General features: G+C 70.2%; 33 protein-coding genes. 16 read left to right on the top strand and 17 right to left on the bottom strand.

The window, feature by feature from the left end:
- Nucleotides 1-12 precede the first annotated feature (12 nt).
- From BGO45_RS10515 to BGO45_RS10495, 5 genes are all read right to left on the bottom strand, one after another.
- The gene (locus tag BGO45_RS10515; RefSeq protein WP_292693901.1) at nt 13-420 is read right to left on the bottom strand and encodes a rhodanese-like domain-containing protein; all 408 of its coding nucleotides are present in this window, start codon (nt 418-420) and stop codon (nt 13-15) included.
- Nucleotides 421-571: 151 nt separating this feature from the next.
- Nucleotides 572-2404 carry a cytochrome bc complex cytochrome b subunit gene (locus tag BGO45_RS10510; protein WP_292693898.1) on the bottom strand — a complete coding sequence of 611 codons (1833 nt, stop codon included), beginning with the start codon at nt 2402-2404 and terminating at the stop codon, nt 572-574.
- The gene (locus BGO45_RS10505; RefSeq protein WP_292693895.1) at nt 2401-3459 is read right to left on the bottom strand and encodes a ubiquinol-cytochrome c reductase iron-sulfur subunit; all 1059 of its coding nucleotides are present in this window, start codon (nt 3457-3459) and stop codon (nt 2401-2403) included. The genes BGO45_RS10510 and BGO45_RS10505 overlap by 4 nt, the downstream gene beginning before the upstream one ends.
- Before the next feature lie 38 nt (nt 3460-3497).
- Entirely contained in the window at nt 3498-4307 is an 810-nt protein-coding gene (locus BGO45_RS10500; protein WP_076490678.1) for a cytochrome c, read from the bottom strand.
- 16 nt (nt 4308-4323) lie between these two features.
- Nucleotides 4324-4959, bottom strand: coding sequence for a heme-copper oxidase subunit III (locus BGO45_RS10495; RefSeq protein WP_076490677.1), 636 nt, complete (start codon nt 4957-4959; stop codon nt 4324-4326).
- Between the two features lie 169 nt (nt 4960-5128).
- Here BGO45_RS10495 and trpD point away from each other — a divergent pair, with 169 nt between their 5' ends.
- Entirely contained in the window at nt 5129-6190 is a 1062-nt protein-coding gene (gene trpD, locus BGO45_RS10490; RefSeq protein WP_292693887.1) for an anthranilate phosphoribosyltransferase, read from the top strand.
- Between the two features lie 2 nt (nt 6191-6192).
- Nucleotides 6193-7185 (top strand): PHP domain-containing protein, encoded by a 993-nt coding sequence (locus BGO45_RS10485; RefSeq protein WP_292693885.1) that lies wholly within the window; start codon nt 6193-6195, stop codon nt 7183-7185.
- Nucleotides 7186-7192: 7 nt separating this feature from the next.
- On the opposite strand, the gene BGO45_RS10480 is transcribed toward BGO45_RS10485, so the two are convergent.
- Nucleotides 7193-8119 (bottom strand): 5'-3' exonuclease, encoded by a 927-nt coding sequence (locus BGO45_RS10480; RefSeq protein WP_292693883.1) that lies wholly within the window; start codon nt 8117-8119, stop codon nt 7193-7195.
- 71 nt (nt 8120-8190) lie between these two features.
- On the opposite strand from BGO45_RS10480, the gene BGO45_RS10475 reads away from it, so the two are divergent.
- The 5 genes from BGO45_RS10475 (at nt 8191) to BGO45_RS10455 (ending at nt 11032) form a co-directional block, all read left to right on the top strand.
- Nucleotides 8191-8730, top strand: coding sequence for a hypothetical protein (locus tag BGO45_RS10475; protein WP_292693881.1), 540 nt, complete (start codon nt 8191-8193; stop codon nt 8728-8730).
- Nucleotides 8731-8739: 9 nt separating this feature from the next.
- Nucleotides 8740-9135, top strand: coding sequence for a YchJ family metal-binding protein (locus BGO45_RS10470; protein WP_292693878.1), 396 nt, complete (start codon nt 8740-8742; stop codon nt 9133-9135).
- Nucleotides 9136-9208: 73 nt separating this feature from the next.
- A complete protein-coding gene (locus BGO45_RS10465; protein ID WP_292693875.1) occupies nt 9209-9592 on the top strand; it encodes a PPOX class F420-dependent oxidoreductase in 384 nt (127 codons plus the stop codon).
- Between the two features lies 1 nt (nt 9593).
- Nucleotides 9594-10259 (top strand): SDR family oxidoreductase, encoded by a 666-nt coding sequence (locus tag BGO45_RS10460; protein ID WP_292693873.1) that lies wholly within the window; start codon nt 9594-9596, stop codon nt 10257-10259.
- Nucleotides 10256-11032, top strand: coding sequence for an isocitrate lyase/phosphoenolpyruvate mutase family protein (locus tag BGO45_RS10455; protein ID WP_292693870.1), 777 nt, complete (start codon nt 10256-10258; stop codon nt 11030-11032). The genes BGO45_RS10460 and BGO45_RS10455 overlap by 4 nt, the downstream gene beginning before the upstream one ends.
- Nucleotides 11033-11039: 7 nt before the next feature.
- Here BGO45_RS10455 and BGO45_RS10450 read toward each other — a convergent pair whose 3' ends face one another.
- Genes BGO45_RS10450 through BGO45_RS10440 form a run of 3 tightly spaced genes read right to left on the bottom strand, consistent with a single transcriptional unit; the run spans nt 11040 to nt 13198 of the window.
- Complete coding sequence (locus tag BGO45_RS10450) at nt 11040-11702, bottom strand: LON peptidase substrate-binding domain-containing protein (RefSeq protein WP_292693868.1); 663 nt, start codon at nt 11700-11702, stop codon at nt 11040-11042.
- A gap of 48 nt (nt 11703-11750) precedes the next feature.
- A complete protein-coding gene (locus BGO45_RS10445) occupies nt 11751-12806 on the bottom strand; it encodes an FUSC family protein (protein ID WP_175611020.1) in 1056 nt (351 codons plus the stop codon).
- Between the two features lie 26 nt (nt 12807-12832).
- Nucleotides 12833-13198, bottom strand: a complete 366-nt coding sequence (locus BGO45_RS10440) for a helix-turn-helix domain-containing protein (RefSeq protein ID WP_292693864.1) — start codon at nt 13196-13198, stop codon at nt 12833-12835.
- A 96-nt stretch (nt 13199-13294) separates the two neighbouring features.
- On the opposite strand from BGO45_RS10440, the gene BGO45_RS10435 reads away from it, so the two are divergent.
- Entirely contained in the window at nt 13295-14152 is an 858-nt protein-coding gene (locus tag BGO45_RS10435) for an SDR family oxidoreductase (RefSeq protein WP_292693861.1), read from the top strand.
- A 16-nt stretch (nt 14153-14168) separates the two neighbouring features.
- Here the strand turns inward: BGO45_RS10435 and BGO45_RS10430 are convergent, their stop codons facing one another.
- Nucleotides 14169-14519, bottom strand: a complete 351-nt coding sequence (locus tag BGO45_RS10430) for a DUF2834 domain-containing protein (RefSeq protein WP_076490667.1) — start codon at nt 14517-14519, stop codon at nt 14169-14171.
- Nucleotides 14520-14594: 75 nt separating this feature from the next.
- Here BGO45_RS10430 and BGO45_RS10425 point away from each other — a divergent pair, with 75 nt between their 5' ends.
- The 3 genes from BGO45_RS10425 to BGO45_RS10415 all read left to right on the top strand — a co-directional run bounded on the left by BGO45_RS10425 (nt 14595) and on the right by BGO45_RS10415 (nt 16533).
- A complete protein-coding gene (locus BGO45_RS10425) occupies nt 14595-14936 on the top strand; it encodes a TraR/DksA C4-type zinc finger protein (protein ID WP_292693857.1) in 342 nt (113 codons plus the stop codon).
- A gap of 21 nt (nt 14937-14957) precedes the next feature.
- A complete protein-coding gene (locus BGO45_RS10420) occupies nt 14958-15173 on the top strand; it encodes an SCO4848 family membrane protein (protein ID WP_076490665.1) in 216 nt (71 codons plus the stop codon).
- Between the two features lie 112 nt (nt 15174-15285).
- Nucleotides 15286-16533, top strand: coding sequence for an MFS transporter (locus BGO45_RS10415; RefSeq protein WP_292693850.1), 1248 nt, complete (start codon nt 15286-15288; stop codon nt 16531-16533).
- On the opposite strand, the gene BGO45_RS10410 is transcribed toward BGO45_RS10415, so the two are convergent.
- Both BGO45_RS10410 and BGO45_RS10405 read right to left on the bottom strand, forming a co-directional pair.
- Entirely contained in the window at nt 16494-17246 is a 753-nt protein-coding gene (locus BGO45_RS10410; protein ID WP_292693847.1) for a membrane protein insertase YidC, read from the bottom strand. The two genes, BGO45_RS10415 and BGO45_RS10410, sit on opposite strands and share 40 nt — an antisense overlap.
- An 84-nt stretch (nt 17247-17330) precedes the next feature.
- Nucleotides 17331-17618 (bottom strand): DUF6412 domain-containing protein, encoded by a 288-nt coding sequence (locus BGO45_RS10405; RefSeq protein ID WP_076490662.1) that lies wholly within the window; start codon nt 17616-17618, stop codon nt 17331-17333.
- 65 nt (nt 17619-17683) lie between these two features.
- Between BGO45_RS10405 and BGO45_RS10400 the strand changes: the two genes are divergently transcribed.
- Entirely contained in the window at nt 17684-18193 is a 510-nt protein-coding gene (locus tag BGO45_RS10400; protein ID WP_292693844.1) for an ACT domain-containing protein, read from the top strand.
- On the opposite strand, the gene BGO45_RS10395 is transcribed toward BGO45_RS10400, so the two are convergent.
- Nucleotides 18177-18566: a DUF3054 domain-containing protein gene (locus tag BGO45_RS10395; protein ID WP_292693843.1), complete on the bottom strand. Its 390-nt coding sequence runs from the start codon at nt 18564-18566 to the stop codon at nt 18177-18179. The genes BGO45_RS10400 and BGO45_RS10395 overlap by 17 nt on opposite strands.
- A 36-nt stretch (nt 18567-18602) precedes the next feature.
- On the opposite strand from BGO45_RS10395, the gene BGO45_RS10390 reads away from it, so the two are divergent.
- Nucleotides 18603-19106, top strand: a complete 504-nt coding sequence (locus BGO45_RS10390; RefSeq protein ID WP_292693842.1) for a metallophosphoesterase — start codon at nt 18603-18605, stop codon at nt 19104-19106.
- Between the two features lie 4 nt (nt 19107-19110).
- On the opposite strand, the gene BGO45_RS10385 is transcribed toward BGO45_RS10390, so the two are convergent.
- Complete coding sequence (locus tag BGO45_RS10385; RefSeq protein WP_292694323.1) at nt 19111-20217, bottom strand: acyl-CoA desaturase; 1107 nt, start codon at nt 20215-20217, stop codon at nt 19111-19113.
- 238 nt (nt 20218-20455) lie between these two features.
- Nucleotides 20456-20659 (bottom strand): cold-shock protein, encoded by a 204-nt coding sequence (locus BGO45_RS10380; RefSeq protein ID WP_026095524.1) that lies wholly within the window; start codon nt 20657-20659, stop codon nt 20456-20458.
- 597 nt (nt 20660-21256) lie between these two features.
- On the opposite strand from BGO45_RS10380, the gene BGO45_RS10375 reads away from it, so the two are divergent.
- Nucleotides 21257-21745 carry a pyridoxamine 5'-phosphate oxidase family protein gene (locus tag BGO45_RS10375; RefSeq protein ID WP_292693840.1) on the top strand — a complete coding sequence of 163 codons (489 nt, stop codon included), beginning with the start codon at nt 21257-21259 and terminating at the stop codon, nt 21743-21745.
- 17 nt (nt 21746-21762) lie between these two features.
- Here the strand turns inward: BGO45_RS10375 and BGO45_RS10370 are convergent, their stop codons facing one another.
- On the bottom strand, nt 21763-21894 hold the full coding sequence (locus BGO45_RS10370) for a hypothetical protein (RefSeq protein WP_292693837.1): 132 nt from the start codon (nt 21892-21894) through the stop codon (nt 21763-21765).
- Between the two features lie 112 nt (nt 21895-22006).
- On the opposite strand from BGO45_RS10370, the gene BGO45_RS10365 reads away from it, so the two are divergent.
- Together BGO45_RS10365 and BGO45_RS10360 are read left to right on the top strand one after the other, a co-directional pair.
- On the top strand, nt 22007-22162 hold the full coding sequence (locus BGO45_RS10365; protein WP_076490656.1) for a DUF2256 domain-containing protein: 156 nt from the start codon (nt 22007-22009) through the stop codon (nt 22160-22162).
- On the top strand, nt 22159-23601 hold the full coding sequence (locus BGO45_RS10360) for a cryptochrome/photolyase family protein (RefSeq protein ID WP_292693833.1): 1443 nt from the start codon (nt 22159-22161) through the stop codon (nt 23599-23601). Before BGO45_RS10365 ends, BGO45_RS10360 begins: the two co-directional genes overlap by 4 nt.
- Here the strand turns inward: BGO45_RS10360 and BGO45_RS10355 are convergent.
- Nucleotides 23598-23813 carry a DUF2945 domain-containing protein gene (locus tag BGO45_RS10355; protein ID WP_292693829.1) on the bottom strand — a complete coding sequence of 72 codons (216 nt, stop codon included), beginning with the start codon at nt 23811-23813 and terminating at the stop codon, nt 23598-23600. The two genes, BGO45_RS10360 and BGO45_RS10355, sit on opposite strands and share 4 nt — an antisense overlap.
- Nucleotides 23814-23874: the final 61 nt, after the last annotated feature.

Raw genomic sequence — 23874 nt, 5'->3', positions numbered from 1 at the left:
CGCCGGCGCTGCTCAGCGACGGACGACCATGACCGTGGGGTCGAAGACGCGCTCGAGCGGTCCTTCGTCGTTCTCGAACGGCTGACCTTCGCGTACCCAGTACTCGTATCCGCCGATCATCTCGCGAACCGAGTAGCCGAGGAGCGCGAACTCCCGCGCACCCTTCTGCCCGGCGTTGCAGCCCGGACTCCAGCAGTAGACGACGACCGGAGTGTCGCGGTCGAGCTCGGCGGGCGTACGTTCGGAGATCTGACGGTAGGGCATGTGTATCGCGCCCGTGATGCGTCCCTGGGCCCACGCGTCGTCGCCGCGCACGTCGACGAGCACGAATGGATCGCCCGCCTTCTGTGCGGCGTACACGTCCGAGGGATCCGTCTCGAACGCGAGTCGGCGTGAGAAGTAGGTGTGTGCGTCGGTCATGGCCTCACGTTATGCGCATCTTCTGGCCGGGGGAGAGGGGGCGGGGTGCCAGACGCCGATCGCTTCCTGCCATGCCGTCGGGCGGGGACTGCGCCGGGGAACGACGAAACCCCGGCGCTGAAGCACCGGGGTTTCGCGGAGAAGGGTTCTCTCAGCTCTTGTCGTTGTCCGAGGCGTCCTGCGGGCCCAGGCCCTTCGGAGCGGGGAACTCGACCTCCACGCGCTCACCGACCGCGTTGTGAGGGCGACCCTCGGCATCGGCACGGGCGTCGGCGCCGGCGATCTCGTCGGCTTCCTCGTGGTCGATGTGATCGAGCTCGTGGTGCTGGTGGGCCACCGCGGCGTCGAGTTCGGCCTGGGTGAGCGGCGTGAGCCGGTCCTCGAAGAACCAGCGCGAGACCGCTGCGCGGAAGTTCTGCAGGCCCGAGATCTGACCCTTGGCGTTGGGACGCACGACGAGGGGCTCGTAGGTCTCGTTGTCGACCAGCTTCCAGCGCTCGTACTCGTCGACCGGCTGGTGCACCTCGATGTACTCGCCTCCGGGGAGGCGGACGATGCGGCCCGACTCGTAACCGTGGAGCGCGATCTCACGATCCTTCTTCTGCAGCGCGATGCAGATGCGCTTCGTGACGAAGTAGGCGATGATCGGCCCGACGATGAGCAGAGCCTGGAGAGCGTGGATGACACCCTCCATCGTGAGATGGAAGTGCGTCGCCATGATGTCGGACGAGGCCGCAGCCCACATGACAGCGTAGAACGTGACGCCGGCGGCACCGATGGCGGTGCGGGTCGCGGCGTTGCGCGGACGCTGGGCGATGTGGTGCTCGCGCTTGTCGCCCGTGATCCACGCCTCGATGAAGGGGTAGATCAGGACGAGGACGATGAAGAGACCGAGCACGCCGACCGGGATGATGATGTTCCACGACCACGTGTGGCCCCAGAGCACGAACTCGAGGTGCGGCGGGATCAGGCGCAGCATGCCGTCGGCGAAGCCGATGTACCAGTCGGGCTGGGTACCGGCCGACACCGGCGACGGGTCGTAGGGGCCGTAGTTCCAGATCGGGTTGATCGTCACCAGGGCTGCGATCAACACGATCACACCGAACGTGATGAAGAAGAATCCGCCCATCTTGGAGGCGTACACGGGGAGCATCGGGTAGCCCACGACGTTGCTGTTCGTCCGGGCGGGGCCGGCGAACTGCGTGTGCTTGTTGATGATCATGAGCATCAGGTGCACCGCGAGGAGCGCGACCAGGATGGCGGGCAGCAGCAGGATGTGCAGGGTGTACAGGCGACCGACGATCGCGGTGCCCGGGAACTCGCCGCCGAAGAGGAGGAACGAGGTCCACGTGCCGATCAGGGGGAGGCCCTTGATCATGCCGTCGATGATGCGGAGGCCGTTGCCCGAGAGGAGGTCATCGGGGAGCGAGTAACCGGTGAAGCCCTCCGCCATCGCGAGGATGAACAGGATGAAGCCGACGACCCAGTTGAGCTCGCGCGGCTTGCGGAAGGCTCCGGTGAAGAACACGCGGAGCATGTGCACGCCGATACCCGCGACGAACACCAGAGCAGCCCAGTGGTGGATCTGGCGGACGAGCAGACCGCCGCGGAGGTCGAAGGAGATGTGGAGCGCGGACTCCATCGCCGCCGACATCGCGATGCCGCGCATGGGCTCGTAGGCGCCGTTGTAGTGCGTCTCGACCATCGAGGCCTGGAAGAAGAACGTCAGGAACGTCCCCGACAGCAGCACGACGACGAAGCTCCACAGGGCGATCTCGCCCAGCATGAAGGACCAGTGGTCGGGGAAGATCTTGCGACCGAGCTCTTTGACGATGCCCGAGATGCTCGTGCGCTCGTCGAGGTAGTTCGCGGCCGCGCCGACGAAGCGACCGCCGAGGGGCTTGTCGCGGTCGGCCTTGGGCGGACCGGAGTACACCGCGGGTTCGGTGGTGATGTTCTCCGCGGGATGGGTGGCGGTGCTCATGAGCGCTCCCAGAAGCTGGGGCCGACGGGCTCTTCGAAGTCACTCTGCGCGACGAGGTAACCCTCGGCGTCGACCGTGATGGGGAGCTGCGGCAGGGGACGGGCGGCCGGGCCGAAGATGACGGCCGCTCCGTTGGCGACGTCGAACTGCGACTGGTGGCAGGGGCACAGGAGGTGGTGGGTCTGCTGCTCGTACAGGGCGACGGGGCAGCCGACGTGCGTGCAGACCTTGGAGTAGGCGACGATGCCGTCGTACGTCCAGTCCATGCGGTTGGTGTCGGGGTTCAGCGCCTCGGGCTGCAGACGCATCAGCAGGACGATGGCCTTGGCCTTCTCTTCGAGGTAGCCCTCGTCGTGGCCGAGACCGGCGAGCTCTTCCGGGATGACGTGGAACGCCGAGCCGAGCGTGACGTCCGCGGCGCGGATCGGGCGACCCGACGGGTCGTGCGCGAGACGCATGCCGCCCTTCCACATGGTGTGGCTGAGCAGCATGACCGGGTCGGCGTCCTGCGGCGCCAGGCCACGGAACAGGGTGATGCCGGGGATGACCGAGGCGAGGAGCGCCGCGAACATCGAGTTGCGGATGATCTCGCGACGTCCGAAACCGGAGTCCTTGTCGGCCTCGACGAACACATTGACCGCACCCTCGCGGGTGGTGTCGCGGCCCCGCGTCGCGTGCCGGTCTTCGATGTGCTCCTTGTCGGCCATGACGGCCTTGGACCAGTGGATGGCACCGATGCCGATCGCGAGCAGCGCGAAGGCGATGCCCAGACCGATGAACAGGTTGTTGTAGCGGATGTCGATCAGCGCGCCCGACTCGATCGGGAAGATCATGTAGGCGATGCTCGCCCAGATGCTCGCCGCGACGGAGAAGTAGAACAGCGTGTAGACCGTGCGGACCGCACGCTTCATCGCCTGCGGGTCCTGATCGGTCATGCGCTGGCGGTGCCCCGGGAGGCCGGGGTTCTGCACGGGGTCGGGAACCGCGACGGCGAGCCCGGAGCCGGGCTTCCATGAAGCCCTCTCGTGCTCGAGTGCGTCTTCCTCGTGTGCCATGGTGCTCCTCGTACGTTACGTAATGTCGATGACGACGATCAGTTGGACTTCGCCGTGATCCACACGGTGAGCGCGATGAGCGCTCCGATGCCGAAGATCCAGATGAACAGACCCTCCGAGACCGGACCGAGCGATCCGAGCGCGAAGCCGCCGGGGGACTCGGACTTCTGAAGGAACATCAGGTACGAGATGACGTCGCGCTTGTCTTCGGGGGTGAGGTTGAGGTCGTTGAAGACCGGCATGTTCTGCGGTCCCGTGACCATCGCCGCGTACATGTTGACCGGAGTGACCGTGTGCAGGTCGGGGGCCCACTTGCCCTCGGTGAGCGCACCGCCGGCGCCGGCCACGTTGTGGCACATGGCGCAGTTGATGCGGAACAGCTCGGCTCCGTGCGACACGTCGCCCTGTCCGTCGACGATCTCGGCGGACGGGTAGGTGGGGCCGGGGGCCGAGGACTGCACGTAGGCGGCGATCGCGTTGACCTGCTCCTCGGTGAACTGCACCGGCTTCACCGGAGCCTGCGGGCCCTGCGCCTGCAGCGGCATGCGGCCGGTCGACACCTGGAAGTGGACCGCCAGCTCACCGACGCCGAAGAGCGACGGACCCTGCTGGCTGCCCTGCAGGTCGAGCCCGTGACAGGTGGCGCAGTTGGCCTGGAAGAGCTTCTTGCCCTCTTCCACCGTGCTGGCCGAGTTCGATGCGCTCGTGGGGGTGTCGGTGGCGGCCATGGCGGCCGACGCTCCGGCGTAGATGCCGCCCGTGAGCAGCAGACCGATACCGATCAGTGCGGCGGCGGCCAGGGGGCTGCGGCGTCCGTTCGAGCGACGCGGCTTCTTCTCTCGTGCCATGTGAGGTACAGCTCTCTTACTTCAGGAAGTAGATGACGAAGAACAGCGCGATCCAGACGACGTCGACGAAGTGCCAGTAGTACGACACGACGATCGAGGTGGTCATCTCTTTGCGACCGAAGTTCTTGACGGCGTAGGCGCGGCCGATGACGAGGAGGAAGGCGATGAGGCCACCCGTCACGTGCAGGGCGTGGAAGCCGGTGGTCAGGTAGAAGGCCGACGCGTACGGGTTGGCGCTGATGGGCATGCCCTCGGTCACGAGGGTCGCGTACTCCCACACCTGGCCCGACACGAAGATCGCGCCGAGGAAGAAGGTGAGGTAGAACCACTCCACCATTCCCCAACGCTTCCAGAAGCTGTTCGACTTCACCGTGTAGGGCTGGTAGCGCTCGGCGGCGAAGACGCCCATCTGGCACGTCACCGACGACATCACGAGGATGAACGTGTTGACGGCGGCAAAGGGGACGTTCAGCAGCTGGGTCTCTTCGGCCCAGAGGGGCGCCGAGGTGCTGCGGAGAGTGAAGTAGATCGCGAAGAGGCCCGCGAAGAACATGACCTCGCTGCCCAGCCACACGATGGTGCCGACCGCGACCGGATCGGGTCGCTTCACGGCGCGCACGGCCTGGGAATACGTCGCTGGTGTCGTCACCATCCCATTATGCGCGATCCGACGCACCGATATTCCCATCGCCAGCCTGAGATATTCCATCATCGAGACTTAGGGAAGCCTAAGAATCCACAAGGAATCCCCGGTGCGAAAGGGGTTCCCGCGCAGCGCCGACCGACCTCGGCCGACACGCCGCATGTGGAAGGATCGTGGCATGGCGGAACGCTTCACCTGGCCCGATCTGCTCACCACCCTGCTGCAGGGGCGCGACCTCAGCGTGTCGGAGTCGACGTGGGCGATGCGACGCGTCATGGCGGGGGAGGCCACGCCCTCCCAGCTGGCCGGATTCCTCGTGGCGCTGCGCGCGAAGGGGGAGACGGTCGAGGAGATCGTCGGTTTCCGCGACGCGATCCTCGAGGCCGCCGTTCCGCTCCCCGTGCGCGCCGAGGTCCTCGACATCGTCGGCACCGGCGGCGACCGCTTCGGCACGGTCAACGTCTCGACGATGGCGGCCGTGGTGGCCGCGGCATCCGGAGTCCCTGTGGTCAAGCACGGCAACCGGGCCGCGAGCTCGGCGTCCGGTTCCTCGGACGTGCTGTCGGCTCTGGGCATCGCGTTGACCCTCGACCCCGAGGCCGTCGCCGCGACGCTCGATCGCACGGGGATCACCTTCGCCTTCGCCGCGGCTTTTCACCCGGGCTTCCGTCACGCTGCGGCGACACGCTCGGAGCTCGGCGTGCCGACGGTCTTCAACTTCCTCGGCCCGCTCTGCAACCCCGCGCGCGCCGAAGCCAACGCGGTCGGCGTCGCCCATCTCGATCGCGTCCCGCTCATCACGGGCGTCTTCCGGACTCGCGGCGCGACGGCGCTGGTGTTCCGCGGTGACGACGGCCTCGACGAACTGACCACGACCGGGCACAGCCGGGTGTGGGAGATCAGCCGCGGCGACGTGCACGAGCACGATCTGGATCCGCGGGATCTCGGCATCCCCCTCGCCGACATCGACGACCTGCTCGGCGGGTCGCCCGACCACAACGCCGAGGTCGTGCGTCGCACTCTCGCCGGAGAGACCGGGCCGGTTCGCGACATCGTGCTGCTGAACGCGGCGGCGGGCCTGGTGTCGTACCGGTTGTTCCAGGATGCCGCCGAGGTCCAGCGTCCGATCCTGGAGCGTCTCGCGGAAGCGATGTCGGATGCGGCCGCCGCGGTCGACGACGGCCGTGCGCTGGCGAAGCTCGACGACTGGGTCGCCGCGACCCGGGAGCTGGCGGACTGAGCATGCACCCGCTCGACGCGCTCACCGAGATCGCGTATCTGCTCGAGCGGGAGAGGTCGTCGCGGTACAAGTCGAAGGCGTTCCGCACCGCCGCCGCGGCCATCGACGGGCTGAGCGACGAGGAGCTGCGGGACCCGGGGTTGCGGCGGCGCCCGGGGATCGGCGACTCGACCTTCGCCGTGATCCGGGAGGCATTGGACGGCGGTGTGCCCGAGCGCCTGGCGTCGTTGCGCGCCGCGTCCGGCGCGGTCGGCGGCGGCGAGCTGCGGGCACTGTTGCGCGGCGATCTGCACAGTCACAGCGACTGGTCGGACGGGCTCACGCCGATCCCGACGATGGTGGAGGCGGCCCGTGGGCTGGGGCACGAGTACCTCGCGCTCACCGATCACTCTCCGCGGTTGACGGTGGCGAACGGCCTGTCGCCGGAACGCTTGCGGGCGCAGATCGAGATCGTCCGGGGCCTCTCCGACGCGTCCTTCACCCTGTTCACGGGCATCGAGGTCGACATCCTGGACGACGGCGACCTCGACCAGGAGGACGCGCTCCTCCGCGAGCTCGATGTGGTCGTGGCATCCGCGCACTCGAAGCTGCGGATGGAGGCGGCCCCCATGACGCGGCGTCTGGTGGCGGCGGCGGGCGATCCGCGCGTCGACGTACTCGGTCACGTCACCGGGCGCCTTGTCGAAGGAGCACGGGGGACCCGACCCCCGTCGGAGTTCGACGCGCGGGCGGTGTTCGCGGCGTGCGCCGCCTCGGGTGTGGCGGTCGAGATCAATTCGCGTCCCGAGCGTCAGGACCCGCCGGACGACCTCCTCGCGCTGGCCGTGGCGGAGGGGTGCCTCTTCTCGATCGATTCCGACGCGCATGCGCCGGGTCAGCTGTCGTTGCTCGACTACGGCGCGGCCCGTGCGCAGGCGGCGGGTGTGCCCGCCGAACGGATCATCACGACCTGGCCGCTTCCGCGGCTGCGGGAGTGGCTCGCCCGCGACCGCTGAGCCGCGTTCAGCCGCGCAGAGCGGTGAGGGCGCGGGTCATCGACGTGCCGAGGTTCCAGCGGGCGGCGAGCTCCGTGGCGGCGGCCGCGCGGGAGTCGTCGACGTGGATCCGGTCGTCCGCTGGCGTGAGGTCGAGGTCGCGCGCGACCCGGACGACCGTCGGGGCCACGTCGAGGTATTCGGCCGCGGCGAGGATCTTGGCGCGTTGCGCGGGGGAGCCCGCCGTACCGTCCGCGGCAGCGGTGCGGATGCCGGGCAGATCGCCGCAGGCGGTGAGGAGGGCGGCCGCGGACTTCTCGCCGATGCCCGGGACGCCGGGCAGGCCGTCCGACGGGTCGCCGCGGAGCGCTGCGAAGTCGGCGTACTGCGCCGCACGGATGCCGTAGCGGGCCTGCACGGCTGCGTCGTCGATGATGTCCAGATTGCTCATTCCCCGCGCCGTATAGATGACCCGGATGCCACGGGCGTCGTCGACGAGCTGGAACAGGTCGCGATCGCCGGTGACGATGTCGACGGGCACGTCGGCGCGGGAGGCGAGCGTGCCGATGACGTCGTCCGCCTCGTGGTCGGCGGCGCCGACGACGGCGATGCCGAGGGCGGTGAGGGTGTCGCGGATCAACGGGATCTGCGCGGTGAGCGCCTCGGGGACCTCCTCGACGTCCGGCGCGCCGGCGACGGCTTCCACGACCCGATGGGCCTTGTAGGTGGGGAGGAGCTCCACGCGCCACCCCGGTCGCCAGTCGTCGTCCCAGCAGGCCACGAGCCGCGTCGGCTCGTACGTCGTGACGAGCTTGGCGATGATGTCGAGCAGGCCGCGCGCCGCGTTCACGGACGTGCCGTCCTCGGCCTTCACCTTGTCGGGCACGCCGTAGAACGCGCGGAAGTACAGCGATGCGGTGTCGAGGAGCATGAGCTTGTCCGGACGGGATGCCATGTGCTCAGGGTAGTGAGGGCAGGGTCGATCGGCCGAGAGTTCTCGTTCCCGCCGACAGTAGGCTCGGGCTCATGTCTGCCGAAGCCGCCCCCCTCGCGGTGCTCGGCGTCCGCTGGGCGGAGCATCCGCAGCGGAACGTGGAGATCCGAGGGCTCTTCCGCTGGCGGTTCCGTGCGACTGCCCGGGAGCCGCTGAGGTTCATCGACTGGACGGTCGACGGCCGACCGCTGCGTGATCGGCTGACCTTCTCTAACGGTCGGGAGTGCGAGGACATCACGTTCTTGACGGAAGGTTCCGGCGCCGACGAGTTCGCCATCGGCAGTCTTCGCGTGCTTCTCGGGGAGGACGCGTCCGACATGGATTGGTGGGTGCGGTATGACGACGGCCGTGTCGGGTTGCTGTTCTGCCCGGGCTGCGGGGGTCTGGACTGCGGCGGCGTGAGCGCCGACGTCCGGGTGATGGACACGACGGTCGAATGGCGGAACATCGGATACCAGGACGCCAATCACCCCTTCGACATCGAGCAAGAGGTGCCCGTGTTCACGCTCCGTTTCGACCGCGCGCAGTACGAGACGACCGTCCGCACGCTGCTCGCCGTGTGGATTGCCTAGAGTGTCGGGGTGTCTTTCGGTGCCCGCTCCTCGCGACCTTCCGCGGCCGCGCCGTGTCCGTGCGGGCGCGCGGCGTTCGGGGAGTGCTGCGGCCCGCTCCTCGACGGCGCCGCAGCGCCGTCGGCGGAGCGGCTGATGCGATCGCGCTACACCGCGTTCGCGGTGGGCGACGCCGATCATCTCGTTCGGACGTGGCATCCACGGACCCGGCCGGAGGAGATCGACCTCGACGACACCGTCTGGGAGGGGCTCGTCATCGACGAGGCCGTCGAGGACGGGGATGCCGCGACCGTCGCGTTCCGCGCGTCGTGGGGCCGCGACGGGGAGCGGGGCGTGCTGTCGGAGCGGAGCCGGTTCGCCCGGCGCGGCGGGCGGTGGGTGTACGTCGACGGCGACGTCGGCTGAGCCCGTCAAGCCCCGCGGGCGTGTCGGACGGGATGCGTAGGCTCGCGGAGCGACACCCGATGAGAGGACACGCATGATCCCCGATGCGCTTCGCGACCTGCTCGAGAATCCGAACTACGGCGCTCTGGGAACCGTGCGTCCCGACGGAACGGTCCAGGTCAACCCGATGTGGTTCGAGTTCGACGGCGAGCACGTGCTCTTCACGCACACAACGACGCGGCAGAAGTACCGCAACCTGCAGGCGAATCCGTCGATGAGCCTCATGGTCTTCGACCCCGAGCAGCCCTACCGCTACCTCGAGGTGCGCGGTCGCCTCGTCGAAGAGATACCCGATCCCGAGGGGGCGTTCTACGTCCGCCTCGGCCGGCGTTACGGCAACGCGGGGCAGCAGCCGCCGCCCGATCGTGCCCAGCGCGTGATTCTGAAGATGTCGATCGAGAAGGCCGGAGGACAGTGACATGGAACGCATCGTGATCATCGGCGGACACGGCAAGGTGGCCCTGCACCTGGCGGGTCTGCTCGCCGAGCGTGGCGACGAGGCGGTGTCGGTGGTGCGCAACCCCGACCACCGCGCCGACGTGGAGGCCGCGGGCGGCACGCCGCTCGTGCTCGACGTCGAGAAGGCGGATGTCGACGCGCTCGCCCAGGCCTTCGACGGCGCCGACGCGGTCGTGTGGTCGGCCGGCGCGGGCGGCGGCTCGGCGGAACGCACGTACGCGGTCGACCGTGACGCCGCGGAACGCGCCGTGGACGCGGCCGCGCAGGCCGGCGTCCGCCGCTTCGTCATGGTGTCGTGGATCGGCTCGACGCCGGATCACGGCATCCCGAAGGACGACCCGTTCTTCGCCTACGCCGACGCGAAACTCGCGGCCGACGACCACCTGCGCGCGAGCGACCTGGACTGGACGATCCTCGGCCCCGGGACGCTCACGCTCGACCCGCCGACCGGTCGCATCACCACGGCGCCGCAGGGCAAGGGCGAGGTCGGTCGGGCCGATGTCGCCGCCGTGGTCGCGGCGAGCCTGGTGCAGCCCGCGACGATCGGACGATTCATCCGCTTCGGCGCCGGCGACACCCTCATCGCCGACGCACTCGCGACCGACCCTGAAGGAGCATCCGCATGACCGCGCCCGCCGCCCGCGCCGAGACCCTCGCGTCTCTGCACCACGCCCCCGAGATCCTGCGCGTCGTGAACGTCTGGGACGTCGTCTCGGCGCGCGCGATCGCCGACCTGCCGCAGACGCGGGCGCTCGCGACGGCCGGTCACTCGATCGCCGCCACGTTCGGCTACGAGGACGGCGAGAACATCCCGCTCGACCTCATGCTCGACATGGTCGGGCGCATCGTCGCGGCGGTCGACGTGCCCGTCTCGGCCGACCTCGACGCCGGCTACGGCGACCCCGGCGAGACCGTGCGCCGCGCGATCGGCGTCGGCGTCGTCGGCGCCAACGTCGAGGACCGTCTGCGTCCGCTCGCGGACTCGGTCGCGGCGGTCGAGGCGATCGTCGCCGCGGGCGCGTCCGAGGGTGTTCCCTTCGTCCTCAACGCCCGCACCGACGCCGTCCTGAAGGGCGGCGACCGTCCCCTCGACGAGAAGCTGACGGATGCCATCGCCCGCGGCCGCGCCTATCTCGATGCCGGTGCCACGACCGTCTTCGTACCGGGCCTGCTCGACGCGGACGCGACGCGGCGTCTGGTCGAGGGCATCGGCGAACGGAAGGTGAGCGTGATCGGCGTGCCCGGTGCGCTGACCGCCGGCGAATACGAGGCTCTCGGGGTGGCGCGGATCTCCTACGGGCCGCAGACGCAGCGGGTCGCCCTCACGGCCCTCCAGGACCTCGCGATCGATCTCTACGGCTCCGGTGTCATCCCTGCGTCGGTGCGCGCCCTGAACTGAGGTCGCGTCAGTCGTCGTCCTCGACGTCGTCATCGGGGTCGTCCGTGACCACGATGACGCCGTCGGGGATGGGGTCGCCGAGGAGCGGTTCGGCGGCGAGCGTGAGGTCGACCGTCGCGCGCAGCAGTCCGCCCATCGTGGGGGAGCGCAGCAACTCCATCTGATCGAGCTCGCCCAGCGGGGCGATCGCCGCGATCTGCCAGGCCCGCTCGAGCGGCTCCTCCGACAGCTCGACGTCGGGGTCCCAGCGCGCCACGCCGAGTTCGCGTGCGCGTCCGAGGACACGGCGCACGATGCCTTCCGCTTCCTCGAGGAGTGGTGCGAGGTCGTCGTTCCATTCGAGGGCGGGGAGCGGACGAACCTCCGCCCGCGGATACGGGGCGTCCTCGAGCCACTCGACGATCTCGAACCGCTCGGCCCCGCGGGCGACGATCGACATCTGCCCGGCCTGGGGGACGACGTGGCTGAGACGGGCCATGGTCCCGAGCGCGAAGCGCTGGTCGCCGCCACCGGTCTCGACGCCGCGCTCGATCAGGACGACTCCGAACTCGGGGTCCACCTCGTCGAGCAGCATGCCCAGCATGACGAGGTAGCGCTCCTCGAAGATCCGCAACGCCAGCGGCGTGTGCGGGAACAGAACGGCTCCCAACGGGAACATCGCGGTACCCATGGCACCAGTCAACCAGCGCTGTGGGCGGCGAGGGCCGTTCGCGCGGCTTCACGCCTGTTCGTCGCGCAGGCTTTCGTGGATGCGGTGGAGGTCCATCAGCAAGGACCCCACGAGCACCCAGTGCTCGGTCGAGGGCGTACGGATCTGCAGGGGCCGGGTGAGCGCGGGCTCTTCCGCGATCGGTTCCGGCTCGGTGCGCGGGTCGAGCGCGAAGTCGAGCCGGACGTCGTGCGCCGCCCGGTGCAGCTGCTCGGCGATGGCCCGCACCGACGGGTCGTCGGCGATCGAGGCGGTGTACCCGTCGTACACGGCCCGTGTCATCCCGACGGTCTGGGTGACGACAGGGCTGAACCGGTCGAGTCGCCGCTGCATCGCGGCGAGGTCGGCGCGGTGCCGAGAGCTGCGCGGGTTGAGCGACAGCGAGTCGGCGCCGTCGCGGATGGCGTCGGCCGCGGCATCCCGCACGGGGCGCAGGAGCCGCGCCTCGAGGAGGAGTCCTTCCAGCGACGCCCGATCCTGCGGGGTCTCGAGGGCGTCCGCGAGACGTTCCAGTGCCGCGGCGAGTTCGCGTCCGAGGATCTCGAGCTTCTCCCGGGCCGGGGGGACGAGCACCGGGGGCACGAGCGCGGTGTTCACCAGGATGCCGATGACGGCACCGATCACCGTCTCCAGCACGCGGTCGAGGGCGTAGTTGGGCGTGGCCGTGCCGAGGGCGAGGACGAGCACCGCGCTGATCGCGACCTGATTGGTCGCTCCGGGCGACATGCGCAACGCCCAGGCCACACCGAGGGAGACGGCGCCGGCGAGCAGGATCACCCAGGTCGGGGACCCGAGCAGGATGCCGAGCAGGGAGGCGATGACCACGCCGACGATCACGCCGACGCTGCGTTCGACGGCCCGTGTGAACGACTGGTTGATGCTCGGCTGCACGACCAGCACGGCGGCGATCGCGGCGAAGATCGGCGGCGGCCCGGGGACGAGGGCGCCCGCGGCGACCCACGCGGCGATCATCGCGATCGCGGACTTCGCGACCTGCAGGAAGGGCCCGCGTCGCGGAGCGCGGAAACTCAGGCTTTCGCGCGGGAGCCGGAGCGGGAGTCGCATGAATCGAGCCTAGGCGGAGGCGCCCCTCATCTCGGCCGGTCCAGCATGGCATCCGCGTGTTCGGCGACCCAGGCCATGAGCGGCAGGACGCGTCCCATGAGGTCGCGGCCGAGGTCGGTCAGGGCGTACTCCACGCGCGGGGGCACCTCGGGATACGCGGTGCGGCGGACCAGACCGTCGGCTTCGAGGGTCTTGAGCGTGCTCGCGAGCATCTTCTCGCTGATGCCCGAGATGTTGCGGCGCAGCTCGCCCCAGCGCTGGGTGCCGTCCGAGAGCGCGACGAGGACGAGGACTCCCCACCTGCCCATCACGTGATCGAGCACGGTCCGGGTGGGGCACCCGTCCGAGAAGACATCGGGACGTTCGGCGCGGAGATCCGCAAGACTCACCATCACGTGAGTACCTAACCGAAAAGTGGGTACCCGCATTCCGGAATGTGCTCCGGTCCGCGACGTTGCCTTGGGCGTACCGACCGAAAGGACACTCCCATGACCCTCCTCGTCTCCGCCGCCTCCGGGCACCTCGGCCGCCTCGTGATCGATGCGCTCCTCGCCCGCGGCGTCGCCGCATCCGACGTCGTCGCCGGTGTGCGCACCCCCGCCAAGGCCGACGACCTCGCGACGCGCGGCATCCGCGTGGTCGAGTTCGACTACTCCCGCCCCGAGACCCTCACCGCCGGGCTCGAGGGCGTCACCCGTGTCCTGCTCATCTCGGGCACGGACCCCGACCGGGCCACCGGCCACCGCAACGTCGTCGAGGCGGCGCGGGCCGCGGGCGTCGAGCGCCTCGTGTACACCAGCGCGCCCCGCGTCGACGAGATCGACTACCCCCTCGGGGCAGATCACCTCGCCACCGAGCGCGCGATCTCCGAAGCCGGCCTGGATGCCACGATCCTCCGCAACAACTGGTACACCGAGAACTACCTCGACGCGGTCGGACGTGCGGCGGACTCCGGTGTGATCGTCGCGGCCGTCGGCGACGCGCGGGTCGCCAGCGCCAGTCGCCGCGACTACGCCGAGGCGGCGGCGGTGGCCCTCACCACGGACGACCTCGTGGGGCAGACGCTCGAACTCGGCGGTGACGTCACGTGGACCTACGACGAGCTGGCGGCTGCGGCGGGAGAGGTGCTGGGCCGCGAGGTCGCGTACCAGCCGGTGACGCTCGAGCAGCTCGCGGCAGGACTCGAGCAGGCCGGTCTCGATGCCGGGACGGCGGCGTTCGTCGCCGGCATCGACGACGCGATCGCCCGTGGTGCCCTGTCTCAGACCGACGGCACCCTGGCCCGCGTGATCGGGCGCCCGACCACGCCGCTCGTCGAGGGGCTGCGCGAGGGTCTCGGCCGCTGACCCGCCCGGCCCGGGTTCACGCGTCCGCGCGGACCCGGGCCGTCCGCTTCCGCTCCCGCATCGCGAGGAACAGGGGGAAGGTGAAGGCGAAGGCGGTGAGCCCCGACAGGACGACGTAGAGCCAGGCGTGCCGCATTCCCTGTCGTCGCCCCTCGACCAGGATGAAGATGCTCCCGGCGACGGCGACGACCAGCAGGTCGACGGTGATCGACGAGACCGCCGGTCCGCTCGAGACGAGATCGCCCACGAAATCCACCATCTGGACGACGGCGAACACGTTGAAGGTCCAGGTCCCGACGAGCCCGACGATCGACAGTGCGAGGAACACCAGCCCGAGCGGTGTCCAGTGCTTGGTGAGGTCAGCCATGCGCCGATCTTGACGTCCCCGCGCCTCGCGATCCACCCCCGCCGCGATGTCGGGGCTCCGCAGTAGCGTCGAGGGATGGATGCCGCTCGCGCTCTGACCCTGCTCGACGAGCTGGAGCGCGCCGTCGACCGACGTCTGCGTCACCTGGGCGACGACGCCGAGAGTCTCCGACACGACCGGGCGGATGCCACGGCCGACGACGAGCACGACCCCGAGGGCTCCACCCTGTCGGGGGAGTGGGCGCACGTCGATGCGCTCGCCCGAGCGGCGCGCGCGGAGCAGGATGAGATCCGTGCGGCGCGGGAGCGCGTGGCATCCGGAACCTTCGGCGTGTGCGAGGTGTGCGGGCGGCCCATCGCCGACGCGCGGCTGGACGTGCGGCCCACCGCACGGCGGTGCATCGTCTGCGCGGTGTGACCCGCGACGTAGGCTCGGGGGGTGGAACCGCTGCTGATCGTCCTGCTCTTCGCCAACGCCGTGTTCAACGCTGTCGTGTGGCCCCGGTTCTACCCGCGGATCGCGAAAGACCCCCGCGCGCGCGACGCGTCCGGCAAGCCCACCGCGTTCCTGATCGTGCACACGGTGCTCATCGCGATCGCCCTCGTCCTGGCGCTCGCGTCGGTGATCGCGGCGATCGCCGCGCTCGTCTCCTAGGTCCCCGCCCACGCGGGCGCTGTAGAATGTCCGTGCGGGCTCGCCCGCCGCACCTCGTGCATCTACCTACCGGACCGGCAAGGCGGCACCGCCCCACGCCCCGGAGATCCTCATGCACCACCCCGTCCCGACCGCTGCGTCGCGCTCGCTGATCCACCACACGGGGTTCTGGTACTTCCCCGTCGCGTTCGTCGCGCGTCTGCCGTTCGCGATGATGACGGTCGGCGTCCTGGCCCTCGTCGTGTCGGTGCGCGGTTCCGTCGCGCTCGGCGGGCTCACGTCCGCCGCCGTCGGCATCGGTGTCGTCATCGCCGGGCCCGTGCTCGGCGACCTCGCCGACCGGTTCGGGCAGTCGCGTGTGCTGGTGCCGACCGGGCTGGCCAACGGCATCCTCCTCGCGCTCTTCCCCGTCGTCGTGGGGTCGCCGGCCGCCGACGCCGTCGTCCTCGCGAGCGCCGTCGCGATCGGCCTCACCGGCCCGCAGACCGCCGCGATGTCGCGCAGCCGTGTCATGGCGCTCATCGGGGCGCGGGTCTCGTCCGAGCGGCGCGAGCGCACCTTCTCGCGCGCGATGGCGTACGAGTCCGCGGCCGATGAGACGGCATTCGTGATCGGCCCGTTCGTCGTCGGCGTGCTCGCCGCGGTCGTGGCGCCCTGGGCGCCGATCGCCGCGGCCGCCGCGCTGAGCTTCATCTTCGTGACCGCGTTCGCGCTGCACCCCACCGGACGCGTGGTCCCCGTGGCGTCCGAACGCGGCGCGATGGCTCCGGCCCGCGAACTGCTCCGGCCGCGCATGCTGATGCTCGTCGTGGCGGTGTTCGGAGTCGGCGCGTTCTTCGGCTCGACGCTGACGTCGCTGACCGCGTTCATGGAAGCGCGGGGCGCCCCCGAGGCCGGGGCGCTGCTGTACGGCGTGATGGGCGTCGGTTCCGCTGTGCTCGCCCTCGCCGTGGCGGTGCTGCCCGCGCGTTTCTCCCTGCGCTGGCGCCTGGTGGCCTTCGCGATCCTCCTCTTCGCCTCGGCGGGCGCGTACTCGGTGGGCGGTTCGGTGGTGACCGTGACGGTCGTGCTGTGTCTCATGGGAATCGGCGTCGGACCCTCGCTCGTCACGCTGTTCAGCCTCGCGGGACACCGTGCCCCGGCCGGGCGCACGGCGACGACCATGACGCTGCTCGCCTCGGCTCTGACCCTCGCGCAGGCGCTGTCGTCGGCGGTCACGGGTGCCGTCGCGGAGCGCGTGGCGGTCGAGACGGCGATGCTGTTCCCCGCCGGGGCGGCGCTGATCGTGCTCGCCATGGCCGCGGTGAATCTCGTGCACGCTCAGCGCTGGGATGCCGTGCGCCCGTCGTCGATCGGATAGAACCGGCGCAGCACGAGGCGCTGCCCGAACGTCCACAGCGTCGTGACCGCGAGATACAGGCCCGCGGCGAGCGGGACGAACAGCGCGACGACCGCGGTCGTGAACGGCAGCACCGCGGTCATCGCGACGACCGATCGCGGGGTCGCGGGATCGAACGGGGGGCGCAGGAAGCGTCGTGTCAGTTCGCCCGCGCCGGCGATGACCGCGACGACGAGGCCGAGCAGCACGAACGTCACGGCATCCGCCGACCCGCTGGTGAGAGCGGTCAGCAGGCTCGACCCGAGCGGTACCCCCGCGAGCTGCTCGGTGAGGAGGCCGTTGGCGTGTCCCGCGACCGTCGGGTGCAGGAACACGGCGTACAGCAGCCCGACGACGGGTGCCTGCGCCAGGACGGGGAGGCATCCCGCGAACGGGGACACGCCCGCATCCCGGTAGAGCTGCATGGTCTCGCGCTGGAGGCGTTCGGGGTTCTTCCCCCAGCGCTCGCGAAGGGCGCGCAGCTGCGGGGCGAGCCGCGCGCGATCGCGTTCCGCCCGGGCCTGCGACACCCCGACGGGGATGAGCCCGGCGCGGACGACGAGGGTGACGAGGACGACGGCCAGGGCGGCGGCGGCGCCCCCGGCGGCGGGCGTGAGGAACGACGTGAGGGCCAGCAGGCCCCGGGTCGTGAGGTCGAGCAGGGCCGCGAGCGGCGGCAGGGCGAAGAGGTCCAAGGAAGTATCCGTTCGTGGGAGCGATCAGGGCGCGATCGGCCACGAAGGGATGCCAGAGCGGCGCCGTCGGGGGCGCCGGGCGTTCTACGCGGCCGCGGCCGCGCGTCCGGGAGCTCGCGGGCGCGGGTGGCCGGCGGCGTCGGGATCGCTCTGCGCGAGCGGAGCGGACGGATCGATGGGGCGCGTCGGCGTCGCGGGCGGGGCGCCGGACAGAAGGCGGAACACCACCACCGCGACGGCGACGGTCAGGACGACCGCGGCCGCGAGGGCAAGAGCCAGCAGAGGAGTGGGCGACGACCCGCCGTCGGGGATCAGCGCGAGCTCGGCGGCGACGAGGAGGAGGTTCAGGGCGGTCAGGAACGACGCGAACATCCCGTGCCCCCTCTCGCAGGTCCTGCCCTCACGCTACCAGCGGCTCGGTGGCTACGCTTTCGGGCATGACGACTCTCGTGATCACCGTGGTGGGGGACGACCGGGCCGGGCTCGTGGCCTCCCTCGCCGACATCGTCGACGCGCACGGCGGCAACTGGGAGACCAGTGAGCTGGCGGAACTGGCCGGCGCGTTCGCCGGGATCGTGGAGGTCTCGGTTCCCGCCGACCGTGCCGACGATCTGCGCGCGGCGCTCGAGGCGGCGACGGGCACGCTGCGGGTCGCGGTGCACGGTCCGGCCGCGGTGCGCGTGTCGGACGCGCGCACCGTCGCGTTGACGGTGATGGGCAACGACCGGCCCGGCATCGTGCGCGAGATCACGAGTGCGCTGAACGCCCGCGGGGCGAGCATCGACCGGATGTCGACACAGACCACGGATGCCGCGATGGCGGGCGGTCGCCTGTTCGAGGCTTCGCTGACCGCGACGCTCGCCGGCGCGGGCGGGGTCGACGAGCTCGTCGAGGACCTTCAGAACCTCGCGGCCGAGATCCAGGTCGATGTCACGCTGAGCGACTGACGCGGACGCGGGCCGCGAGCCCCGCGATCGCGCGCCAGCCCACCAGGAACACCAGCAGGGTGACGCCGGCGACGATGACGAACGCGACAGCGACACCCTGACCGCTGACCGCGCGCAGCAGCATCCCGGCCACCAGCGTCACGCCCCACACCGGGAGGCCGGTCCGCAGCGGCGCGAGCGGACGCCGCCAGCCGAGGCTCACGGCCCACCCGAGCAGCAGGCCCACGAGGAACGGCCACGCGGTGGTCGCCAGGCCTGCGCCCGCGGGGCCCAGCACGTCGCCGTCGTGGGTGGCGCGTCCGATCGCGGCGAACACGACCACCAGGACGACGTCGACGAGGAGAACGAGAAGGGCGCTACGGCGGGACGTCACCGTTCCATCCTCGCACCCGCGAGTAGCGTGGGCCCGATGACGACCCGCCTGCTCCTGATCGCCGACACGCACGTCCCCAAACGGGCGCGGAGCCTGCCGGAGGCCGTGCGGCGGGCGGCATCCGGGGTCGACCTCGTCGTGCACGCCGGCGACTGGGTGACGGCGTCGGTGCTCGACGACCTCGCCGCGCTCGCCCCCGTGCTGGGGGTGTGGGGCAACAACGACGGTGCCGACCTGCGAGACCGTCTCCCGGAGGTGGCCCGAGCCGAGATCGACGGGGTGCGTGTCGCCGTGATCCACGAGACGGGGCCGGCCGCGGGGCGGGAGAAGCGGATGGATGCCGCCTTCCCCGACGCCGACCTGCTCGTGTTCGGGCACAGCCACATCCCGTGGGACGCGGTGACGCCCGCGGGGATGCGGCTGCTCAACCCGGGGTCGCCGACCGATCGGCGCCGCCAGCCCGCGTGCACGATGATGACGCTCACGCTGGCCGACGGCGCCGTCCGGGAGACGCGGCTCCTCGAGGTCGCGCGCGACTGACGCGTCAGACGCGCCGTGCCGCCGACGTCATCGGGCACTCGAACGGGTCGCGGGCGGCCAGCCCGACGCGGTTCAGATACGCGATGACGATGCCGTACGACTGGAGGAGCGTCGTCTCGACGTACGGCACCTGGAGCGTCCGGCAGTGCTCGCGCACGATCTCCCGGGCGCGGCTGAGATACGGGCGCGGCATGTTCGGGAAAAGGTGGTGCTCGATCTGGTAGTTCAGGCCGCCCATGAGCCAGGTCGCCCACCAGCCGCCGGAGATGTTCCGGGAGGTGCGGACCTGCTTGCTGAAGAAGTCGAGCTTCGCGCCGGGCGCGATGACGGCCATGCCCTTGTGGTTGGGGGCGAACGACGCCCCCATGTACACGCCGAAGACGGCGAGCTGCACGCCGAGGAAGGCGAAGGCCATCCCGAGGGGCAGGAACACGAACACCGGCGCGACGAACACCGCGAAGCGCAGGGCGAGCAGCCCGAGCTCGGTCCAGCGACCCCTGACCTCGCCGCGCGAGAGCAGGTGGCGGATCGCGAGCACGTGGAGGTTCAGACCCTCGAGCGTCAGGAGCGGGAAGAAGAGCCATCCTTGCCGCTGCGTGATCCAGCGCTGGATGCCGCGAGCCTTGGCCGCGTCCTCGTCGAGGAACGAGATCGTGTCGATCTCGATGTCGGGGTCCTTGCCGACGCGGTTCGGGTTGGCGTGGTGGCGGGTGTGCTTGGTGGCCCACCACGACTGGCTCATGCCGACGATCCCGTTGCCGATCCACAGCGCGAGGCGGTCGTTCGCCCTCCCCGACGCGAAGATCTGCCGGTGGTTGGCCTCGTGCGCGAGGAACGCGACCTGGGTGAACAGGATGCCGAGGGCGGCGGCGATGAGGAGCTGGAACCAGCTGTCGCCCAGCAGGACGAAACCGGTGATCGCGCCGCCGAAGCCGAGGACGATGGCCGTGGCGACGAGAGAGTAGAAGACGGGGGTGCGGGAGAGGAACCCGCTCTCGCGAACGACCTGCGACAGCTCCGTGTAGGCCTTGGCGATCGGGGGGAATTCGGTGGTGCCGGAATAGGTCTGACGAACGGGGCCGAGACGGGACTCGACGATGGTGGAGGCGATGAAGAAGCTCCTCGGGAGTGGTGACCGTAGTCGGGAGCCGGGGCGGCTACCCGGGCTGAGGCCCACACTACGTCGGGGCGTATGGGGTCACCGGAATACGAGTGCATCCACGGCATACTCACCGGCGACGGTCATCTTCCAGACACCCTTCCTGCGCTCTGCGGAACCTCCCGCGGACGCGGCGAAGGCCGGGAAGCCGCCGAAGCGGCCCTCCCGGCCTTCGCTGAGGAGCCGGAGCTCAGAGGGGACGGATGTTCGCCGCCTGCATGCCCTTGGGGCCCTGCTCAGCGTCGAATTCGACCTTCTGTGCTTCCTGCAGCTCCTTGAAGCCATTGCCCTGGATCGCGCTGAAGTGCGCGAACAGGTCGGCCGAGCCGTCGTCGGGTGCGATGAACCCGTAGCCCTTCTCGGAGTTGAACCATTTCACGGTGCCAGTGGCCATCGTGTTCTTCCTTTTTCTTCGTGGGCCGCGATTGCGGCCGGGTGCGCCGCTCCGACGCATGCGGAGCGGACGGGGACGCCGCGCGACCGGGAGGGTCGTGCGAACGCGGTGGACGTCGACAGCGGACTGGGCCGCAGCGACGGAGTCGTGGATACCGAGATCTTCGCCGCGCGCCCCTTGGGCTTCGAAGCCCGAGGGGACGGCGCCGACGAAACCGGCGTACGCGGAATCGGCGGTCGCGACGAAGACGTCGAGATCGGCCTGGCGCCACGACAACGGCGGGGGGAGGAGAGGAGACACGCGAACTTTCCGCGGCCGATGGACGACCGGGGGTCGCGCCCACGCAGACCGCGCGGAGATGAGGAGGGAATCGCATCGATGACGGCTCGGTGCCGTGCGCCCGGCATCTCCACGATGAGGCGGACGTCGATGAAGCAGGTCCCAGAACGAATACTCCACGGTAGCACGGATGCTTCCGCAGAACACGAGCAGTTCTTGCTGCAGGGCGAGAGCAGGCGCCGGGGCAGTCGTCAAGCGGTGGCCATGGTCGCGGTGACCGGATGATCTGGGATCTCCCACCGGAAGAAGGAGGACGACGTGTCCGACACTGTGTCCGAGCTGGACAAGCTCAACGAGATGCTGCCCAAGTTCCGCTTCGCCATGATCACCACACGAGCGACGGGCGGCGATCTGCATGCCCATCCGCTCACCGTCCAGGAGCGCGAATCCGACGGCGACCTGTGGTTCATCGTCGGCACCCATGCCTCGGCTGTCGAGCACATCCGTCGCGACCCGAAGGTCGGGTTGTCATTCAGCTCCGACGGCCTGTGGCTCTCGCTCGCGGGCGAGGCCGAGGTGGTCGAGGACCTCGCGAAGCTGAAGGAGCTGTGGTCCACGAGCGTCGAGGCCTGGTTCCCCGACGGACCCGAGTCCCCGGGGGTGACCCTCCTGAAGGTCTCGGCGTTGAGCGGCGAGTACTGGGGGAGTGTCGGCGGGCACATCGCCACGGCGGTGGCGCTGGTTGCATCCAAGGTCACCGGCGAGCGCCCGCGCGGCGAGAACGAGAAGTTCGACCTGCCCGAGTGACGGGCGGGGCCCCCGTCTCAGCCCCCGGAGGGGTTGTCGACGGGGGCGTCCTCGTCGTCGGTGCCGTCGGGGATCTCAGGCCGGTCGGCCGTTTCGAGCTCGTCGGGCTGGTCGGCGGTGTCGGGGGTGCTGTCCGGTGTGGGGGTCATGCCCTCACCCGAACAGCTCCCGTCTCGGCGCGCACGCCCCTTGCGCGAGAGCGATCGGTGTGCGCGGCGCAAGCCCCCGATCCGAGGCCGGTGGCGCTGACACGATGACGCCATGGCACGACCCCCGCTGCGCACCAAGCCGTGCGCCTACTGCGGCCGACCCTTCTCCGATCGGAAGCGCTGGAGCGGGCGCGACCAGTGGGACGAGGTCCTGTACTGCTCGCGCGGATGCCGCGCGAACGCCGCGAAGCAACGGCGGCGCGCGTGAGGGCCGCGCTGGTCCTCGCGACCCAGCAGTTCGCGGAGCACCCGGCCTTCGACGACGACGACGTCGAGGAGTTCTTCTTCATCGAGTCCGCCCCGCGCTTCGCGAAGCTGCCCTACCACCGGCACAAGATCGTGCTGCTGGTCTCGGCGATGCGGCACACCGCGGCCCGGCTCGAGTCCGCGGGACGCATCGTGCAGCGGATCACCCTCGAGGACGACCTGCCGTTCCGCGCGGGCCTCGAGCGGCTGCTGGTGGAGCGAGGCGTCACCGAGCTGACGTGGATGAGCGACCCCAACCGCCCGGTCGACGAGCGGATCACGGAGATCTGCGCGGCACACGGCGTCGAGACCGACATCCTGTCCGACGGCTTGTTCCTCACGCCCGAAGAAGACGTCGACGCGTGGTTCGCGGAGCACCCCAAGCCCCTGATGGAGGACTTCTACCGCTGGCAGCGTCGGCGCACCGGCATCCTGATGGACGGTGGGGTGCCGGCGGGACGTCGCTGGAACTTCGACGCCGACAACCGCAAGCCGCTGCCGAAGAAGGGCGTCGAGATCCCGGCGCTGCCGACGCCCGAACGTGACGACATCACGGCGGCGGTGATCGCGGAGGTCGACGAGCGGTTCCCGGAGCACCCGGGCGAGGCGTCGGACTTCTGGCTCCCCGTCACCCCCGAGGATGCCCGCACGTGGCTCGACGTCTTCGTCGCCGAGCGCCTGGGCGACTTCGGCCGGTACGAGGACGCCATGAAGCACGACGAGCCGTTCCTCTTCCACGCGGTGATCTCGCCGATGCTGAACATCGGGCTGCTCACCGTCGAGGAGGTGATCGCCGCCGCGACACGGACCGCTGCGCCGCTGGCATCCGTCGAGGGGTTCGTCCGGCAGGTGATCGGCTGGCGGGAGTACATGCGCGGGATGTACCGGGCGTACCCGAAGCTCGAGCGCGTCAACGCCCTGCACCTGGAGAAGCGTGTCGAGAAGTACTGGTACACGGGGGAGCGGATGCCGTCCGACCTGCCCGCGCCCGTGCGGACCGTGCTCGGACGCGTGCACGGGTGGGGGTACGCGCACCACATCGAACGGCTGATGGTGCTGGGCAACTGGTTCCTGCTGCGGGGGTACGCGCCCCGGGAGGTGAACCGGTGGTTCCTCGCGCTGTTCGTCGACGCGTACGACTGGGTCATGGTGCCCAACGTCATGGGCATGAGCCAGTTCGCCGACGGCGGGTTCGTCGCGACCAAGCCCTACGTCTCGGGCGGGGCGTACCTGCAGAAGATGGGGTCGTGGTGGCCCTCGGCGCAGGAGGCCAAGGACTCGGTGTTCACCGACGCGTACTGGCAGTTCCTCGAACGGCATGAGGACGTGTTCGCCGGGAACCACCGGATGTCCCTCGCGCTCGCGCAGATGCGCAAGCGGAGGGACGCCGGAGGCTCCTAGCCCTTCAGCTTGCTCAGCGCCGACCCCTTGTGGGCGGCCGTGGCGTCGGTCTTCTCCGACTTCACGATGTACGCGGGCTCGTCGTCGGAGGCCGTGAACTTCTGGCCGTCGAGCTGGAAGTCCTTCGTCTTCTTCTCCACGACCTCGCCCTGCGTGCGGCCCTGGGGCGTGTCCCAGCTGACGCGGTCGCCCTTCGACAGATCCTTCGACATGTCCGTTCCTCTCGTTCGGTTCCGCCATGGTGGCGAGCCGCGCGGACGAGGAGCCGGGGAT

The sequence above is a fragment of the Microbacterium sp. 71-36 genome, from assembly GCF_001898305.1.
GTDB lineage: Bacteria > Actinomycetota > Actinomycetes > Actinomycetales > Microbacteriaceae > Microbacterium.
This window is presented reverse-complemented; position numbering and strand designations above follow the sequence as displayed.